18 protein-coding genes are annotated in these 16,871 nt (G+C 52.9%); 12 read left to right on the forward strand and 6 right to left on the reverse strand.

The features are described 5' to 3' along the window. Positions 1–2 precede the first annotated feature (2 nt). From mnmE to rpmH, 6 genes are all read right to left on the reverse strand, one after another. Positions 3–1,394, reverse strand: a complete 1,392-nt coding sequence (gene mnmE / locus LY85_RS11385; RefSeq protein WP_141826725.1) for a tRNA uridine-5-carboxymethylaminomethyl(34) synthesis GTPase MnmE — start codon at positions 1,392–1,394, stop codon at positions 3–5. Between the two features lie 448 nt (positions 1,395–1,842). Next, the gene (jag, locus tag LY85_RS11390; RefSeq protein ID WP_141826726.1) at positions 1,843–2,733 is read right to left on the reverse strand and encodes an RNA-binding cell elongation regulator Jag/EloR; all 891 of its coding nucleotides are present in this window, start codon (positions 2,731–2,733) and stop codon (positions 1,843–1,845) included. Positions 2,734–2,755: 22 nt separating this feature from the next. Further along, entirely contained in the window at positions 2,756–3,823 is a 1,068-nt protein-coding gene (locus LY85_RS11395) for a YidC/Oxa1 family membrane protein insertase (RefSeq protein WP_038322398.1), read from the reverse strand. Between the two features lie 24 nt (positions 3,824–3,847). Continuing rightward, on the reverse strand, positions 3,848–4,075 hold the full coding sequence (yidD, locus tag LY85_RS11400) for a membrane protein insertion efficiency factor YidD (protein WP_141826727.1): 228 nt from the start codon (positions 4,073–4,075) through the stop codon (positions 3,848–3,850). Further along, the gene (gene rnpA / locus LY85_RS11405) at positions 4,072–4,407 is read right to left on the reverse strand and encodes a ribonuclease P protein component (protein ID WP_141826728.1); all 336 of its coding nucleotides are present in this window, start codon (positions 4,405–4,407) and stop codon (positions 4,072–4,074) included. The genes yidD and rnpA overlap by 4 nt, the downstream gene beginning before the upstream one ends. A gap of 82 nt (positions 4,408–4,489) precedes the next feature. Beyond that, positions 4,490–4,624 (reverse strand): 50S ribosomal protein L34, encoded by a 135-nt coding sequence (gene rpmH, locus LY85_RS11410; RefSeq protein ID WP_038322395.1) that lies wholly within the window; start codon positions 4,622–4,624, stop codon positions 4,490–4,492. Between the two features lie 354 nt (positions 4,625–4,978). Between rpmH and dnaA the strand changes: the two genes are divergently transcribed. The 12 genes from dnaA (at position 4,979) to LY85_RS11470 (ending at position 16,827) form a co-directional block, all read left to right on the forward strand. Beyond that, the gene (dnaA, locus tag LY85_RS11415) at positions 4,979–6,292 is read left to right on the forward strand and encodes a chromosomal replication initiator protein DnaA (protein WP_038322394.1); all 1,314 of its coding nucleotides are present in this window, start codon (positions 4,979–4,981) and stop codon (positions 6,290–6,292) included. 306 nt (positions 6,293–6,598) lie between these two features. Then, positions 6,599–7,705: a DNA polymerase III subunit beta gene (gene dnaN, locus LY85_RS11420; protein WP_141826729.1), complete on the forward strand. Its 1,107-nt coding sequence runs from the start codon at positions 6,599–6,601 to the stop codon at positions 7,703–7,705. A 2-nt stretch (positions 7,706–7,707) separates the two neighbouring features. Then, on the forward strand, positions 7,708–7,926 hold the full coding sequence (locus LY85_RS11425) for an RNA-binding S4 domain-containing protein (RefSeq protein ID WP_141826730.1): 219 nt from the start codon (positions 7,708–7,710) through the stop codon (positions 7,924–7,926). Continuing rightward, positions 7,923–8,990, forward strand: coding sequence for a DNA replication/repair protein RecF (recF, locus tag LY85_RS11430; RefSeq protein ID WP_141826731.1), 1,068 nt, complete (start codon positions 7,923–7,925; stop codon positions 8,988–8,990). The genes LY85_RS11425 and recF overlap by 4 nt, the downstream gene beginning before the upstream one ends. Before the next feature lie 15 nt (positions 8,991–9,005). Further along, entirely contained in the window at positions 9,006–9,278 is a 273-nt protein-coding gene (locus LY85_RS11435) for an extracellular matrix/biofilm biosynthesis regulator RemA family protein (RefSeq protein ID WP_038322390.1), read from the forward strand. Positions 9,279–9,287: 9 nt separating this feature from the next. Continuing rightward, a complete protein-coding gene (locus LY85_RS11440; RefSeq protein WP_141826732.1) occupies positions 9,288–9,686 on the forward strand; it encodes a hypothetical protein in 399 nt (132 codons plus the stop codon). A gap of 58 nt (positions 9,687–9,744) precedes the next feature. Then, complete coding sequence (gyrB, locus tag LY85_RS11445; RefSeq protein ID WP_141826733.1) at positions 9,745–11,685, forward strand: DNA topoisomerase (ATP-hydrolyzing) subunit B; 1,941 nt, start codon at positions 9,745–9,747, stop codon at positions 11,683–11,685. Positions 11,686–11,818: 133 nt separating this feature from the next. Then, the gene (locus LY85_RS11450; RefSeq protein WP_141826734.1) at positions 11,819–12,478 is read left to right on the forward strand and encodes a YcxB family protein; all 660 of its coding nucleotides are present in this window, start codon (positions 11,819–11,821) and stop codon (positions 12,476–12,478) included. Between the two features lie 21 nt (positions 12,479–12,499). Next, positions 12,500–13,066, forward strand: a complete 567-nt coding sequence (locus tag LY85_RS11455; protein ID WP_038322387.1) for a YcxB family protein — start codon at positions 12,500–12,502, stop codon at positions 13,064–13,066. A gap of 12 nt (positions 13,067–13,078) precedes the next feature. Beyond that, positions 13,079–13,630: a YcxB family protein gene (locus tag LY85_RS11460; RefSeq protein WP_038322386.1), complete on the forward strand. Its 552-nt coding sequence runs from the start codon at positions 13,079–13,081 to the stop codon at positions 13,628–13,630. Further along, complete coding sequence (gyrA, locus tag LY85_RS11465) at positions 13,630–16,176, forward strand: DNA gyrase subunit A (protein ID WP_038322385.1); 2,547 nt, start codon at positions 13,630–13,632, stop codon at positions 16,174–16,176. The genes LY85_RS11460 and gyrA overlap by 1 nt, the downstream gene beginning before the upstream one ends. Positions 16,177–16,191: 15 nt before the next feature. After that, the gene (locus tag LY85_RS11470; RefSeq protein WP_141826735.1) at positions 16,192–16,827 is read left to right on the forward strand and encodes a lysozyme inhibitor LprI family protein; all 636 of its coding nucleotides are present in this window, start codon (positions 16,192–16,194) and stop codon (positions 16,825–16,827) included. Positions 16,828–16,871 lie beyond the last annotated feature (44 nt).

The following is a 16,871-nucleotide window of genomic DNA, read 5'->3' on the forward strand; positions in this document are numbered from 1 at the left end:
GTTTACTTTCCTACACAAAAATGCGAGAACACGGAATCCACGACCGCTTCCGTCGCGCGTTCGCCGGTCAGCTCCAAAAGCGCGGATACCGCCCCTTCAATCGATACCGTCACGGCGTCCAACGTAATTCCGCTTTCCACCGCCGTCAGCGCTTCCGTTACACAGTCCCCGGCCTGCCGGGCGGCGTCGCGCTGGCGTTCCGTAAACAGAATCCCGTCCGAGGGGTTCAGCTCCGAAGTACGCAGCACTTCCGCCACCGCGTCCTTCAGCTCCCGCAAGCCTTCGCCTGAAAGCGCAGAAATATATACTATTTGTTGAAAATATTTTTTAATATACTGTACGTCTATTTTTGAAGGCAAATCGCTTTTATTGATCACCGCGATTGCGGCAGATTCCCGGATTGCGCAAACCAGCTCCCGGTCCTCGTCGTTCAGCTCCTGAGAGGAGTCGAAAACCGCCAGAACCAGCTGCGCTTCCCTCAGCTTGCCGCGCGCGCGGTCCACGCCGATTTTCTCCACGGGGTCGTCGGTCAGGCGGATTCCGGCGGTGTCGGACAGGCGGAGCGGAACGTCGCCGAGAATCACCGTATCCTCGACGATATCTCGGGTCGTTCCGGCGTATTCGGTGACGATGCTGCGCTCGCACCCGGCCAGCAGATTCATCAGGGTGGATTTTCCCACATTCGGGCGTCCGGCGATCACCGTCGCGACCCCCTCGCGGATGGCCCGCCCCGCGTCGAACTGACGCAGTAGGTGCTCGATTTCCGATTTTACGGTCAGCAGGGTGGTCTGCAGCTTTTCCGGGTTTACCTGCGGGATATCATCCTCCGGATAATCCGCCCAAGCGGATAAATGCGCGGCAGCCTCAATCAACATCCCGCGTATCTTGATAATTTTCTTTTCCAGCGCACCGTCATGACCGGCAAGCGCGGCCTTCGCGGCCTGTTCCCCCTGCGCGGAAATGATCTGCATTACAGATTCCGCTTCGGTCAGCCCGATTTTTCCGTTCAGGAACGCCCGGCGCGTAAATTCCCCCGGCCCGGCCGGAACCGCACCCACGGCAAATACCGCTTTCAGAACGCGGCGCATGATATACAGCCCCCCGTGACAGGAAAGCTCCACCACGTCTTCGCCGGTAAAGCTAGCGGGCGCGGTGAAATTCAGGGCGATCGCCTCGTCGATATCCGTTTCGCCGTCATGCACCCTGCCGTAAAGGGCGGTATACCCTTTCACGTCCTCCAGTGTTTTACCGTGCCGGGAGGTGAACACCTTTCCGGCAATCTCTTTTGCCCGCGGTCCGGAAAGGCGCACAATGCCGATTCCCCCCGGCGCCTGCGGCGTGGAAATCGCCGCAATCGTTTTTGCTGACGGAGCATATCCGTTTTCGTTTTTCATTTTGTACCCTCATAAGATCAATCGTCTTTGTTTTCCCTATCGCTTATTTTTACCAATTTTTGAGTTTCACACGGAAGCGATAGGTTCCGGTTGATCCACCCGTCATGCCATTCATCGTTTCAATCCACGCTTCCCGTTGGGGAGCGACCGGCCCGATCGGCTCGTTCTGAATTTCACTGTTGTTTCAATCTACACCCCCGGCGGGGAACGGCGAATGCCGTTATTGTCGCACATTTCATAGCTGGTGTTTCAATCCGCGTTCCCGTGCGGGAGCGACGAAAGTAATACTGAAACTGAACTGTTTCAACGCCATTTCAATCCACGCCCCCATGTGGGGAACGACGAATACCTGTTTTCCATGCGGAATTACAACTATCAATTTCAATCCGCGCTCCATATAAAACAAAGGGCGATTCAAATGAACCGCCCTTTGTGCTTCGTTATAAGATTATTTCTTGACGTCAACGCGGCCATAAAGCGGAGCCTTGCCTTCATTCTTCGGCGCTGCCTTCTGCACCGGCTGGCGGGCAGGCACGGAACCGGCGCCCGGTACGGAACCGGCACTAGGTCCGGAGCCGACGTTCGGTCCGGGGCCGACGTTCGGCGCGGATCTCGGCTGTCTGTTGTTGTATCCGCCGCTGCGCGGTTTGTCATTGTACGGACGGCGTCCCTGTCCTTTGCCGTAATTGTTTCTGCGGGGAGCCGGACGTTCTCCGGCTTCCGGCCCAATCACGACATGGCGGGACAAATCTTCGCCTTCGGACCAGGATTTTGCGCCCTCCACTGTCTGGACAGCGGTATGGATGATTCTGCGTTCATATGGATTCATGGGCTCCAGGGAAGAATTACGTCCGGTCTTGATCGCTTTCGCGGCAATCTTCTTTCCGAGGATTTCCAGCGTTTCCCTGCGTTTCTCGCGGTAATTTCCAATATCGATGGTAATTCTGTAATAGGAATTATCAATGTGGTTAGCGACAAGGCCGGTCAAGTACTGAAGTGCGTCCAGCGTTTCCCCGCGGTGACCGATGATAAAGCCGATATCATCGCCGGAAAGGGAGAGCTGCGCGCCGTTCTCTTCCTCTTTGATCTGAATATCCACCGCAGAAAGACCCATTTTATCAAGGATCCCTTTCAGATACTTCGCGGCGGCCTCCGCCGGATCGTTTTTGATAAAGACTCTTACCTTCGCAGGGTTTCCGCCGAAAAGGCCGAAGGTCTTTTTCGTCGGCATTTCCAAAATTTCAAATTCCGCTTCATAGGATTCAACGCCGAGCTCCCTGCATGCGGCTTCTTTTGCCAGCTCAACGGTTTCACCGGTTGCAATCGCTTCTTTTATCACGGTATTCCCTCCCCGGTTCGTCTTATTTTTTCATTCCTAAATAGTCATCCGAATTTGTTTTTCCGCCTTTTGTTTTCGTTTTTGAAGCTCCCGATTTTGCTGTCGTCCTCTGCTGCGGCTGCGGGTTAATTTCCTGATTTCTGTAGAAAGCGCCGGCAACAGGCTTCATCTTTGACTCGTTTTCTTCCAGAAGGGCAACCCTCTGCGCTTCCGCTTTCGCGTTCAGGTCCGCCGGGCTGTACCAGATATTCAGAATAATGGTTTGCAAAAAACCGAATATCGTCGAAATAATCCAATAAAAACCAACCGCCGCAGGCATTGTGCAGGCAAGCCATGCACTGAACAGCGGCATCAGATAAAGCATTCCCTTCATGCATCCCTGCTGCTGCTGCATTCCCGGCTGCATTTTCATCGTAAAATACTGGGTAACCAAAGAAGATACCAGGCACAGTGCGGGGATAATCCACAGGTTGGAACGGAACAGGGTACCGAATATATTCGCGCCGTCACTCGGCGTGTCCAAAAGATTCAGCCCCATAAACTGGAAGCCGTGGCTGAAGGATTCTATTTTCGCAAGCTCCGCCGCGCTGAACATGGTCAGCTGGGGTTTCAGCTGCGTAAAATGCTTGACGATTTCAATCTGTGCGTACTGGGCGGAAAAGCTTGCACCCAGACCGGGAATCTGCTTGAGCATTTCAACGGCCTTCGCGATTCCTTCGGCGGAAAGGTGAAGGGCGTTCGCAAGCGGGTTCTGCACGGTATAAAACAGTCCGATCATGATCGGGAAAGGGATAAAGGTGGTCAGGCATCCGCTCGCCGGATTGATTCCCTCTTTGTCATAAAGCTTCTGTGTCTCTTCCTGAAGTTTTACCTTATCGTTCCCGTATTTTTTCTGCAGCTCTTTTTGTTTGACGGCCATTTTGCTGTTCGCGGCCATCGATTTTTGCTGATTGATGGAAAACGGGAACATGACTATTTTCAATACGAGTGTAAACAAAATAATTGCCACGCCGTAATTCTGAATCAGCGTATAAAAAAACCAAAGCAAATAGCCGAGAATGTTTCCGAAAAAATTAAAAATCTCCGTCATATGGGCAATACTCCTCTATAGTGGTTATCGCTTGTCCCGTTTTTCCGGCACGGGATCGTATCCTCCGCGGCTGAACGGGTTACAGCGCAGTATCCGAAAGAATGCAAGCCAGAATCCCTTAAAAGCGCCAAAGCGCTCGATCGCTTCGATCGCGTAATTCGAACAGGTGGGGTAGTATTTGCAGCACGGTTTTTTGTAGGGGGAAATGGCTTTCTGGTAAAACCTGATAAGCAAAATAAGCGGGCGTTTCATTTCAGGACCCCTGCGTTTTTCAGCTGCAGCAGCATTGCACGGCGAACTTCCGTGCTTTTTACAAAAGGCGTTTTGCCCCTGGCCACAAAAACAAAATCATGCCCCGGAGCAATTTCGGGCGCCAAGGCCCGGAAGGCCTCGCGGATCACCCTGCGGGAACGGTTCCGTTTCACAGCGTTTCCGATTTTCTTGCTGGTGGTGATCCCTACCCTGACGTTTTTGCTGCGATTTTTCGTAACATAGGTAATGACCACAGGGCTGACATACGATTTTCCCCTTGCATAAATCCTGCGGAAATCCTTGTTTTCTGTTATGGGAATCAATAAATCCATACTTAAAATCGCACCACAATTCTGATTTGTTCCGTGAAGCAGCGAAGCTAAAAAGAAAGGCCACTCACCGTGGCCCTTTTGCTTAGTAGCTCAAACGTGCTCTGCCCTTTGCTCTGCGGCGGGCCAAAACCTTACGGCCGTTGCTTGTGGACATTCTTTTTCTGAAACCGTGCTCCTTTTTTCTGTGGAGCTTCTTTGGTTGATAAGTTCTCAGCATGAAAAAACCTCCTTTCGGGGTACAAACCTTGCAATATAGCATTATATATTAAATATGCGCAGCCTGTCAACCTAAATTTTGTCCCCCGTACCGAAAAATATTGGAAATTACGGGCGTACAGGCTGATTACTGAATTCGTCAAGCTATATAAATCAATATACCACACTTCCCCGTAAAAGAAAAGTGAAAGCGCGTCATTTAAAAAAATTTTATTATCTATGTGTTTTACACGCGCGCAATACAATATACTGTATTTTCTCAGACAATTGAAATTTGAAATAAATTGTATTTTGTGGTAATATAATTTATGTTATGCCTAAGAGTATAAATAATTGTTAGAATGAGGTTTAAAGAATGGAATCCTTCACCGAGGTCTGGAATCTGGTCTGCGATTATTGCAAAAGCAAGATCACCGATATCGCCTATTCCACATGGATCAAGCGCATAGAACCGGTCAATCTTGACTTTGCGCAGGGAGTTGCGGTCATTAAAGTCCCGAACGAACTTCACCGGCAGACAATCAAACATTATTATATGGATATGCTTGATGAAGCATTCACACAGATTTTCGGTCAAAAAATCCAGATTCGCGTCTGTACCCCGGAAGAAGCGGGGGTCGAAAAGCAGAACGACGAAACGCCCGCCATCAACGACGACTACGAATTCACCTTTGACACCTACATTGTCGGTTCTTCCAACAAATTTGCGCACGCCGCCTCCATGGCGGTGGCGAACAAGCCCGCAACCCTTTATAATCCCCTGTTCATTTACGGAAATTCAGGATTGGGAAAAACCCATCTTCTATACGCGATCTGCAACGAGATCAGCCGGACCCATCCCGAAATGAACATCATTTACATAAAAGGCGACGAATTTACCAACGAGCTGATCGAAGCGATCCGCCGCGGCACCACCGCGGAATTTCACAGCCGTTACCGGAAATCGGACGTGTTCCTGGTAGACGATATTCAGTTTATCGCCGGAAAAGATTCCACCCAGGAGGAATTTTTCCATACCTTCAACACCTTATACGAAGCAAAAAAACAGATCGTGCTGACTTCCGACCGGCCGCCGAAGGATATCGCCACCCTGGAGGAGCGGCTGCTCACCCGTTTTGAATGGGGTCTGACCGCGGATATCCAGCCGCCGGATTTTGAAACGCGCATCGCCATTATTAAAAGAAAAGCGGAGCTTCTGGAAATCGATCTTCCCGACAACGTCGCGGAATACATAGCCAACCGGCTGAAAAACAACATCCGCCAGCTGGAGGGCGCGGTGAAAAAAATGAAAGCCTACTACCTGCTTGCCGGAGAGGACCCCAGCATCACCACGGCGCAGGCGGCGATCAGCGATATCATCAACAACGACCAGCCCACCCCCTTTACCGTAGAAAAAATTATCGACGAGGTTGCGCGCACATTCGGTACGACCGGCGAGGACATCCGTTCCTCCAAGCGTTCCGCAAACATTTCGAGCGCGCGGCAGATGGCGATTTATGTAGTGAGGGAAATTACCCAGCTCCCGATGACCTCCATCGGCGAGGAATTCGGCGGGCGTGACCACTCCACCATCGTCTACGCCATTCAGCAGGTAGAAAAGGGAATCAAGCGCGACCCGAAAACCAAGGCAACCGTCGAAGATATCATTAAGAATATCCGCGACCGCTGAAAAGTGGAAAAAAAGTTGACATTTCAACAATTTCTGTTAATCTGCGTTTTTAACAGGTTTTCAGACCTCCCGGATTATTTAACTTGTTTTCAACATTCCCCACAGAGTTTTCAACATCCGGTTAAATACTTTGATTTTATACGAAAAGTTAACAAAACCTTAACATAGAAATCGCGCACGGCAAACGGCGAAAAAATCAAGCCGCGCTTGTATTTCCAAAATCTTTCAACTTTTCCGCGCCGCCTACTACTCTTACTAAATTAAATCTATACTATCTATTATAAAAAGGAAGCAGAGGGTGAGTTTATGAAAATAACCTGCCAGCGGCAGCAGCTGAACGAAGCTGTGTTGAATGTTCAGCGTGCCGTGTCCACAAAATCATCCGTTCCCGCTCTGGAAGGAATCCTGCTCAAAACAGGCGAGAATGAAATTACACTGTGCGGATACGACCTTGAACTGGGAATGACCACAAAAATAGAGGCCCAGGTGGAAGAACCGGGAAGCATCGTCCTGAGCGCACGGCTGTTCGGCGACATTGTCCGCCGTCTGCCCGCGGATACCGTATACCTTGCCACCGACGAGAAAAAAATCACTTCCATCAAGAGCGGGCCGGCAGATTTCTCCATTGTGGGAATCCCCGCGGAGGAATACCCCGAGCTTCCGGCCATTACCGGGGAAACCTCGATCCGGATCGCGAACTGCATCCTGAAAAGCATGATCCGGCAGACAATTTTCGCCGTCGCGGAAAGCGACGCAAAGCCGATCCACACCGGTACCCTGTTTGAACTGAGCAAAAATAAGATCCGCCTGATCTCCGTGGACGGCTACCGTCTTGCTTTAAGAGAAGAAACCGCCGCCTGCGGAGAGGAAACCAGCTTTGTCGTCCCGGGCAAAACGCTCGGCGAAGTGCTCAAGCTTCTGAGCGACGACGACACCGAGCTGGAAGTCCAGATCGGCCGGCGCCATATTTTATTCCAGATCGGAAACTACTGCGTGATTTCCCGCCTTCTCGAAGGGGAATTCCTCGACTATAAGGCCGCCATCCCCGGCGCCAGCTCAACGGAGATCATCGTTCCCACCCGTTCGTTTATCGACAGCGTGGAGCGCGTTTCCCTTCTGATTACCGACAGGCTGAAAAGCCCGGTGCGCTGCGTGTTTGAGGACGGGGAGATCAAGGTTTCCTGCTCGACCTCCATCGGTCACGCCAACGACCAGCTTTCCGCGAAAATCGACGGCGCGGGCGTGGAAATGGGCTTCAACAACCGCTATCTGCTCGACGCCCTTCGCAACACCGAGGGCGACGAAGTGAAAATACAGCTTAACGGCGCTTTGAGCCCGATGAAAATTCTTCCGCGCGAAGGGGATTCCTTCCTTTTCCTGGTGCTGCCGGTCCGTTTGAAGAGCGAGGCATAAAAATGAAGACGGAAAAAATCGTCATTGATACCGAATTTATCCGGCTGGACGCCCTTTTGAAGCTTGGCGGCGCGGTGGACACCGGCGGCCGGGCAAAATTTGTCGTGCAGTCCGGCGAAGTGAAGGTCAACGGAGAAATCTGCACCATGCGCGGCAAAAAAATGAGAAACGGCGACAACGCCGAATACAACGATGTGACATATGAGGTGTGTAACGGGTGATTATCCAGCACCTGGAGGCTGAAAATTACAGAAATATCCGGCGCTGCGTGATAATTCCACAGAATGGGATCAATATAATATATGGGAAAAATGCACAGGGAAAGACCAATTTGCTGGAAGCGGTCTGGCTTTTTACCGGCGGCCGTTCCTTTCGGGGAACGAAGGACGCCGACCTAATTCTGCAGGGAGAAGCCGGCGCAAAGCTCAGTCTGGAATTTTTCAGCGGGGAGCGCGAACAGACGGCGGAAATCACGATTGAAAACGGGCGCAGAAACGCCGTTTTGAACGGGATTCCCCAAAAAAACGCTTCCGGGCTGGTCGGAAAGTTTTTTTCCGTGATTTTTTCCCCGGAGCATATCGCGCTTGTGCGCGAAGGCCCCTCCCAGCGCCGCGACTTTATGGACGCCGCCCTCTGCCAGATCAAACCTGGGTACGCCGCGCTTCTTTCGCGGTATCACCACACGCTGATCCAGCGCAATACCCTTTTAAAAGATATCCCCCGCCATGCCGAGCTGATGGATACGCTTGAAATCTGGGATGAAAAGCTTGCTTCCTACGGCGAAGCGATCGTCCTCGGCAGGATGGATTATATCCGTAAAATCAAGGAACCGGTCAAAGAGATTTACGCCGGCATTTCCCAACATACCGAAATCATTGATTTAACCTATCAGAAAAGCGCCGAAGATATGAAAAAGGCGCTGAAAGCGGCCCGCCGGGAGGATGTGGCGCTTGGTCATACCAGCGTCGGCCCGCACCGCGACGATATTGATATTGCCATAGACCTCCGCTCCGCGCGGACGTTCGGCTCACAGGGCCAGAAACGTTCCGCCGTCCTTGCCCTGAAGCTTGCGGAGGCCGAGATGCTTTACAGCCAGACCGGAGAAAGACCCGTTGTTCTGCTCGACGATGTGATGAGCGAGCTGGACTCCGGCAGGCAGGATTATTTACTCAATCATTTGGATCGCTGTCAGGTTTTTATAACCTGCTGTGAACCCGGCGCAATTCAGCAGCTCCGGGAGGGCGCCCTGTTTGAAATGGACGGCGGCACCCTGATAAAAAAATGAGAAAGGTTTTATTTTATGTATCTTCATCTCGGGCAGGACACGGTGATTAAAGTCAGTGATATTGTGGGCATATTCGATATGGAAACCTCTACCATATCCAAATCGACCAGAAACTATCTTTCCGCGGCCCAGAAAGAGGGCCGGGTCGTCAACGTTTCCATGGAAATGCCGAAATCCTTTGTGCTTTGCTGTGATAAAAACAGCCGGATCATCGTTTATATCACGCAAATCTCCTCTTCCACCCTTCTGAAAAGGACAGGGTTTATTGATGAGATATCAAATGTTTAAGGTGAAAAAATGAAAAAATTCAGAAAAGCACGATGTCCGCACTGCGGAAATAAACTGACGCTGCTGCGCACCTGGTCGATCAAGACACAGGGCGAGTACAAATGCCCCAAGTGCGGCGGCTACTCCAATATTGAGCTCGACCCCGCCGTTCACTTTTTTGCCATCGGCGCAATCGTACTCAGCGGGCTGATTTACCTTGTTTGGATGATTTCCGTAAAAATGCTGAGTCTTGCTTCCATTTTTTTCATTATGCTGCCGTATTTTGTATTTTATTTGCTCTGCTTTTTCCTGGTCAGGCTGAGAAAACCGGCAGTCCGCAGAAAACAGTCCCCCGCCGGCCGGCCGCAGCAGCCGTCCCCCCAGCAGCAGACACAGAAAATTTACGATAGAAGAGACAGAAGATTCTGAACAGAACGTTTCGGTTTAACGAGAGTATACGATACGTATTATAATTGGAGGGTTAAACTTGGAGTTTAGCGAAATTACGCAAACAAAACAAAAATACGACGAAAATCAGATACAGGTACTGGAAGGCCTGGCCGCGGTCAGAAAGCGCCCCGGCATGTATATCGGTTCCACCGGGCCGCGCGGGCTGCATCACCTCGTTTATGAAATCGTGGACAACGCGATCGACGAAGCGCTCGCGGGCTTCTGCGACAGAATCGAAGTCAAAATTCTGCCCGGGGACATCATCAGCGTACTGGACAACGGGCGCGGAATCCCGGTCGGTATTCAGCATCAGATGGGAATCCCAGCGGTCACGGTTGTTTTCACCGAGCTGCACGCGGGCGGAAAATTCGGCGGCGGCGGCTACAAGGTGGCCGGCGGCCTGCACGGCGTGGGCGCGTCGGTCGTCAACGCGCTGTCCGAATGGCTGGAGGTCGAGGTTTACAACGAGGGCAAGATTTACTATCAGCGTTTTGAGCGCGGAAAAACCATCACCCAGCTGGAAGTGCGCGGCGAAACGGACAAAACCGGAACGTTCGTCACCTTTAAGCCGGACGCGGAAATCTTCAGGGAAACCACTGTCTACGACTACGAAACCCTGCAGACGAGACTGCGTGAGCAGGCGTTTCTAAACGCCGGAATCCACATTGCGCTGTCCGACCTGCGCGACGAAAGCAACCCTGTAAACGACAACTACTGCTACCACGGCGGTATCAGCAGCTTTGTGGAATTCATTAACAAAAAGAAAGCGGTCGAGATCATCCATCCCGACATCATCCATTTTACTTCCGTTGCCCCCGATAATTCGGCAACGGCGGAAGTCGCCATGCAGTATAATGATTCCTATAATGAACTGATGCTGTCCTTTGCCAACAATATCCATACTACCGACGGCGGCACGCACGAGGACGGGTTCAAACGCGCCATGACCCGTGTGATGAACGATTACGCCAGAAAATATAATATTCTGAAAGAGAACGATAAAAACCTTTCGGGCGACGACGTGCGCGAGGGTTTGACCGTCATTATCAGCGTGAAGATGAAGGACGCCCAGTTTGAGGGCCAGACGAAGGCCCGTCTGGGAAATACCGAAATCGGCACGCTGGTCAGCAACCTTATCACCGATAAAATGACCGCTTATCTCGAAGAAAATCCGGCGACGGCAAGGGCGATTTTCGACAAAGCGCTGGCCGCTTCCCGCGCGCGCGACGCCGCGAGGAAGGCCCGCGACCTGGTCCGCCGCAAATCCGCGCTGGAAAACGCCGCGCTTCCGGGCAAGCTTGCCGACTGTCAGAGCCGTAATCCCGACGAGACGGAAATCTATATCGTCGAGGGAGATTCCGCCGGCGGTTCCGCAAAAGGCGGACGCGACCGAAAATATCAGGCGATTCTGCCGCTCTGGGGCAAAATGCTCAACGTGGAAAAGGCAAGGCTCGACAAGGTGTACGGCAACGAAAAGCTGATGCCTGTCGTCACCGCGCTTGGCTGCGGGATCGGCGAAGAATTCGACCTGAATAAGCTTCGCTACGGGAAAATCATCATCATGGCCGATGCCGATGTCGACGGTTCGCACATCCGCACCCTGCTTCTGACTTTTTTCTTCCGGTTTATGAAGCCGCTTGTGGAGGAAGGCCATGTTTACCTTGCGCAGCCGCCGCTGTTCCGGCTGAGCAAGGGCAAAAATCATTACTATGCGTTCAGCGACGAGGAACGCGACCAGAAAATGGCGGAGCTCGCCAGCAATTACGAGATTCAGCGCTACAAAGGTCTTGGTGAAATGGACGCCGAGCAGCTTTGGGAAACGACCATGAATCCGGCAACCCGCACCATGCTGCGCGTGGAAGTGGAAGACGCCGCCGCCGCGGACGAAGCCTTCACCATTCTGATGGGTGACAAGGTCGAGCCGCGCCGCGCCTTTATTGAAAGCAACGCGAAGTACGCAAAGAACCTCGATGTCTGAGGCTGCGGCTTTTCGTACTTTGCGCGGATATTTTTCCATAAATGCAGGTAAAATCAGAAAAATATTTTACAATTCGTATATTTTAGTATGAAAAATACAGTTTGTGCTACATAAGCGAAAAGGAGAATTTCTCATGAAACAATTTGTGAAGGAACAGGAAACTGCCTCAAAACCTCCTGAACCCCGGGGGGAACAGACCCCCGACGAGGACCAACCTGAGGAAGACAAAGTGGAATGGGACGGTTCCGAAGCGGAGCTGGTCGCCGATGAAACGGCGCTGGCGTTTGAGGAACAGAATACGGGAATCAAGCTGACCTACACGCTGACCTCCGGAGAAATCTTCAAGGTTCTTTGGAAAAGCCAGTACACCGGTACGAGGATAGGGCTTTCGGCCGTTGCGGTCGTGATGAGCGCCGCGATGGCGGTCGTCTTTCTGATGCAGTTCCGTTCGACGGGCGACAGCCGTTACGTGTCTTTGGCGGTGGTGTGCATTCTGCTGGTTCTGGTGGTGGCGATTTTCCCGACGGCCGTCATCCGGGCGCATTCGTCAAAAATCGCCGACGGCAGGGAGATCCGCATGAAGATTTACCCCGACCATATCGAAATGGGGCTGCCCGGCAAAAGATGGGAAATTTCGCTCGACGGGACCAGCGAATGTGTTCAGATCGAAAATCTGATCGTGCTGTACATAGACGACCGAAATATGGTGATTCTTCCGCTGCGCTGTGTGGAACCGGCCGTTTTGCCGGAGGTTCAGGCAATGCTTCTGGCGGGGACGCACCCCAAAAGCTGAAAAAGGAAAGGAGACGAAAAGATGCCGACGTTTTACGAGGGAGGGCCGGTCGATACGGTGGAACAGACGGTTGGCCCCGACGAATACGCCGCGGCATACTATACCGCGCAGAGCGCTGTTTCGCCCATCCACACAAAATGGGTGCGGGCGGGGATCTGTCTTTCTGCGGCCATCGTCATCGCTTCCTTTATTCCATTTTACCGCGCAAGATTTTTTACCTGCTGGGGGCCCGCGTGCGGAATTGTTCTGGCACTTGCGCTCGCCTTTCTGTTCTTTTTTATCCAGCCGAACGATATCCGGAAATGGGCGGCGGAGCTGTACCGCTCTAACCGGCTGCTGGCCCTGCCGCAGAAAATTGAAATTTTTCGCGACAGCGTGGTGATTCAAAGCAGCTGTGAAAAAATGCTGGAATACTGGACCGATTTCAGCAAGTGTATAGAGACCCCCTCCGCCTTTGTCGTGACAGGCGGGCGGGAACGGGACTTGCTGATCATCAAAAAACAGGGACTTACGAACGAACAGATTGAAAAAATATCCGCACACCTTGCCGGCGCGTTTGCTTCGCGCTATCTAAAAAGCGGGCGTTAAGGAGGGATTTATTTGCCTGAAAGCCCAATTTCGGTAAGCTGCCTTACCACAAAATTCGATTATGCCGACTTCAAGGCCGCGGCGGCGAAAGCCGCCGTAAGGAAAAGCGAAAAAATCATTCTGAAGGTTACGGGGACCGTCCTGATTCTGGCCGCGTTTCTTTTAAAGGCCTTTGTTTACGGGAATTTCTATCAGGATTTTATTTACGCGGCCATGGCTGCGGTCGGCGTGATCATCGGATGCTTTTACGATACGATTGTGCTGTACGCCGTGCGGCGGCACGCCCTGAGTTACTTTACGGCGAACAGTGAAAGATTTATCGCGCAGACCACGGAATTTTCAGAGGAAACCATAACCTTTCAAACCGAACGGTATACGGCTGTCCTTCCCTATGAGATGCTGTATAAAGCGTATGAGGACGCGAGGGTTTTTATTATATACACAGGAATCAATGAGATGAAGTTTATCCCCAAAAGGGCGATGAACGAAAGCGAATGTACCAGAATTCACAATATTCTTGAGACAAAGCTTCAGGAAAAATATCAGCAGGAAGGTGCCCGCTAATGGACGAATTTCAGGAAAATCAAAAAATCATCAATGTCGACCTTGAAAAGGAAATGAAACAGTCGTTTCTTGCCTATTCCATGTCGGTCATTGTGTCCCGCGCGCTGCCGGACGTGCGCGACGGGTTAAAACCGGTTCACAGAAGGATTCTGTATACCATGTTTGAAAACGGCCTGTCCCCGGAAAAGGCTTACCGCAAATGCGCGGATACCGTCGGTTCCGTGCTGGGCCGCTACCATCCGCACGGCGACGCTTCGGTCTACGACGCGCTGGTGCGTCTGGCGCAGGATTTCTCCATGCGCTATATGCTGGTGGACGGACACGGCAACTTCGGTTCCGTGGACGGCGACCCCCCGGCCGCCTACCGTTATACCGAGGCCCGCATGAGCAAGATCGCCGTGGAAATGCTGGAGGATATCGACAAGGATACTGTCGATTTCCAGCCGAACTACGACGACCGTCTGAAGGAACCCATTGTTCTGCCCAGCCATTTTCCGAATCTTCTGGTCAACGGCTCGACCGGTATCGCGGTCGGCATGGCAACGAATATTCCCCCGCATAATATGGGTGAGGTCATCGACGGCATGTGCACGCTGATCGACGACCCCGAGGCTTCGCTGGACGATCTGATGCAGAGCATCAAAGGGCCGGACTTCCCCACCGGCGGCATCATCATGGGCCGGGCGGGCATCCGCGCCGCCTACGCCACCGGCCGCGGCCGCATCACGGTGCGCGCCCGCGCGGAGATCGAGGAAGAGAAAAACGGCCGTTTCAATATCGTCGTCACGGAGCTGCCCTATCAGGTCAATAAGGCAAGGCTGGTCGAAAGCATCGCAGAGCTGGTCAAGGACAAGCGTATTGAGGGAATTTCCAACGTGGAGGACCACTCCGACCGCGAGGGCATGCACCTGCTGGTCAGCGTGAAGCGCGACGCTTCCCCGCAGATCGTTCTGAATCAGCTTTATTCCTATACCCAGATGCAGACGACGTTCGGCGTCATCATGATCGCCATTGTCAACGGCGAACCCAAAACGCTGACGCTCAAGGAAATGCTGCAGGAGTACATTCAATTCCAGGAAAGCGTCGTAAGGCGCCGCACCCTGTACGACCTCAAAAAGGCCGAAGAGCGCGCCCATCTTCTGGAAGGACTGAAAATCGCCGTCGACAACATTGACGAAGTGATTTCCATTATCCGCGGTTCCAAGGACAGAGCGACGGCAAGAGCCCGCCTGACGGAACGCTTCGGGCTGGACGACCCGCAGACACAGGCGATCGTACAGATGCCGCTTGGCGCACTCACCGGTCTGGAGCGCCAGAAGCTGCTGGACGAAATCGCCGCTCTGGAAGCGAAAATCGAAGATTACAAAGATATTTTAAGCAATGAAACGCGTCTGCTCGGTATCGTCAAGGACGAGGCTCTCGCGGTAAAGAATAAATTCAGCGACGAACGCCGTACGGAAATTGCGACCGTCAGCGGCGAGGTCGATATTGAAGATCTGATTCCGCAGGAGGAATGCGTGCTGACCCTGACCAACTTCGGTTACGTCAAGCGTCAGAAAACCGATACTTACCATATTCAGCGCAGGGGCGGCCGCGGAGTCAGCGGCATGACGAGGCGTGAAGAGGATGTCGCGAGCGACATGTTTGTCATCAACAGCCACGACTATGTCATGTTCTTTACCAACCTGGGCCGCGTGTACCGGCTGAAATGCTATGAAATCCCGGAGGGCTCCCGCACGAGCAAGGGGATGAATATTGCGAACCTGCTGCCGATTGCGCAGGATGAAAAGGTTACCTCCATGATCCGCGTGCCGGAATTCGACGACGAAAGCTATCTGTGCATGGTGACGCGTAACGGCATCATCAAGCGCACCAGCCTTTCGGCTTACGATACCGCGCGCAAGGGCGGCGTGATCGCGATCGATCTGGACGACGGCGACGAGCTTTCCTGGGTGCGCCTGACCTCCGGCGATACGCAGCTTCTGGTCGCGACCCGCTTGGGCATGGCCATCCGTTTTGATGAAAGGGACGTCCGCCCCATGGGCAGAACCGCCCGCGGAGTCAAAGCGATTACCCTGAAGGACAGCGATTATGTCGTGGGAATGAGCTCGCTGCGCGCGGACGGCCTTGTGCTGACCGTTTCCGCAACCGGCTACGGGCGCCTTTCCAGCATTAACGATTACCGCATCCAGTCGAGGGGCGGCAAGGGCCTTACCAACTATCATATTCAGAAATACGGAGAGGTCGCCGCCATCAAGGTGGTCGATCTGGACGACGACGTGATTCTGATTTCCTCCGACGGTATCATTATCCGTATTCCGGCCAACTCCATCCGCGAATGCGCAAGGCCCGCCAAGGGCGTGCGCGTCATGCGCCTGAACGAAAACAGCGAGGTTGTCACGCTGGCCCGCACGGCGCACGAAGAGGACGCGGTGGATGCACTGCCCGTGGACGAGGGCGACGCCGACGCCGGCTGCGAAGACGAATCGGAGGACATGGAAGAGAATCTTTCAACGGATACGGAACAGGAAAACACCGAGGAATAAGAAAGGGTGCAGTCAATGAATCACTGGAAAAAGCTTTGCATTCCCCTGGCGGCTGCCGTGGCGATTGCGGCGTTCGCGGGCTGCGGGTCGGTGAAGGGCGGGCAAAGCTCCGTCCCGGCAAGCGGGCTCGGTGAGTCCTCTCAGGCGGAGTCCCAGCCTGCCAGCAGTGCGCAGAGCGAACTGATCAGCAGCGTTCCTGTGGTAACGCCGAACGAACCGTCCGAATCCCAGCCCGGCCCGGTCATCGATATAGAGACCGACAGCCCGGAGTTTAATGCGCTGTTTAAGAAAAATCCGATTGACAAGCAATATATCGCGGAGTCCAACAAGGCATTCTCCAATGTGGAGATGGTCGACCTTTCCAATAAGTACGCCGGAATCTGGGAAAAAGAAGTCACCTCCGCTTATGGCAAGGTCACGAAACTGGCCACGGGCGACGCCCTTTCCAAGATCAAAGCGGAGCAGACCGCCTGGGTGAACGGCAAGACAGAAGCGCTGAAAAAAATCAGTGACGACGCATACGCCGCGGGCGGAACCATGGCCCAGGTCAACGCCGCGAGCGCGACCATGGATTATTACCGCAGCCGCGCCGCACAGATTTACCGTCAGCTTTACTCCTTTGATCAAAACTACACCTACGCGTTCAAGTAAGGGGGACAACTCCTTCCGTAGATGTTCTCAAACAGTTATGCGTG

Origin of the sequence: Clostridium sp. KNHs216, from assembly GCF_006714885.1 — a bacterium.
Lineage (GTDB): Bacteria > Bacillota > Clostridia > Oscillospirales > Acutalibacteraceae > Caproiciproducens.

Coding starts and splice junctions, on each gene's coding strand:
- rpmH (WP_038322395.1), bottom strand. CDS start 4,624: ATGCTGAGAACTTATCAACCAAAGAAGCTCCACAGAAAAAAGGAGCAC.
- LY85_RS11395 (WP_038322398.1), bottom strand. CDS start 3,823: ATGACGGAGATTTTTAATTTTTTCGGAAACATTCTCGGCTATTTGCTT.
- rnpA (WP_141826728.1), bottom strand. CDS start 4,407: ATGGATTTATTGATTCCCATAACAGAAAACAAGGATTTCCGCAGGATT.
- mnmE (WP_141826725.1), bottom strand. CDS start 1,394: ATGAAAAACGAAAACGGATATGCTCCGTCAGCAAAAACGATTGCGGCG.
- LY85_RS11425 (WP_141826730.1), top strand. CDS start 7,708: ATGAAGACGGAAAAAATCGTCATTGATACCGAATTTATCCGGCTGGAC.
- LY85_RS11435 (WP_038322390.1), top strand. CDS start 9,006: ATGTATCTTCATCTCGGGCAGGACACGGTGATTAAAGTCAGTGATATT.
- yidD (WP_141826727.1), bottom strand. CDS start 4,075: ATGAAACGCCCGCTTATTTTGCTTATCAGGTTTTACCAGAAAGCCATT.
- LY85_RS11455 (WP_038322387.1), top strand. CDS start 12,500: ATGCCGACGTTTTACGAGGGAGGGCCGGTCGATACGGTGGAACAGACG.
- dnaA (WP_038322394.1), top strand. CDS start 4,979: ATGGAATCCTTCACCGAGGTCTGGAATCTGGTCTGCGATTATTGCAAA.
- dnaN (WP_141826729.1), top strand. CDS start 6,599: ATGAAAATAACCTGCCAGCGGCAGCAGCTGAACGAAGCTGTGTTGAAT.
- LY85_RS11450 (WP_141826734.1), top strand. CDS start 11,819: ATGAAACAATTTGTGAAGGAACAGGAAACTGCCTCAAAACCTCCTGAA.
- LY85_RS11470 (WP_141826735.1), top strand. CDS start 16,192: ATGAATCACTGGAAAAAGCTTTGCATTCCCCTGGCGGCTGCCGTGGCG.
- gyrA (WP_038322385.1), top strand. CDS start 13,630: ATGGACGAATTTCAGGAAAATCAAAAAATCATCAATGTCGACCTTGAA.
- LY85_RS11440 (WP_141826732.1), top strand. CDS start 9,288: ATGAAAAAATTCAGAAAAGCACGATGTCCGCACTGCGGAAATAAACTG.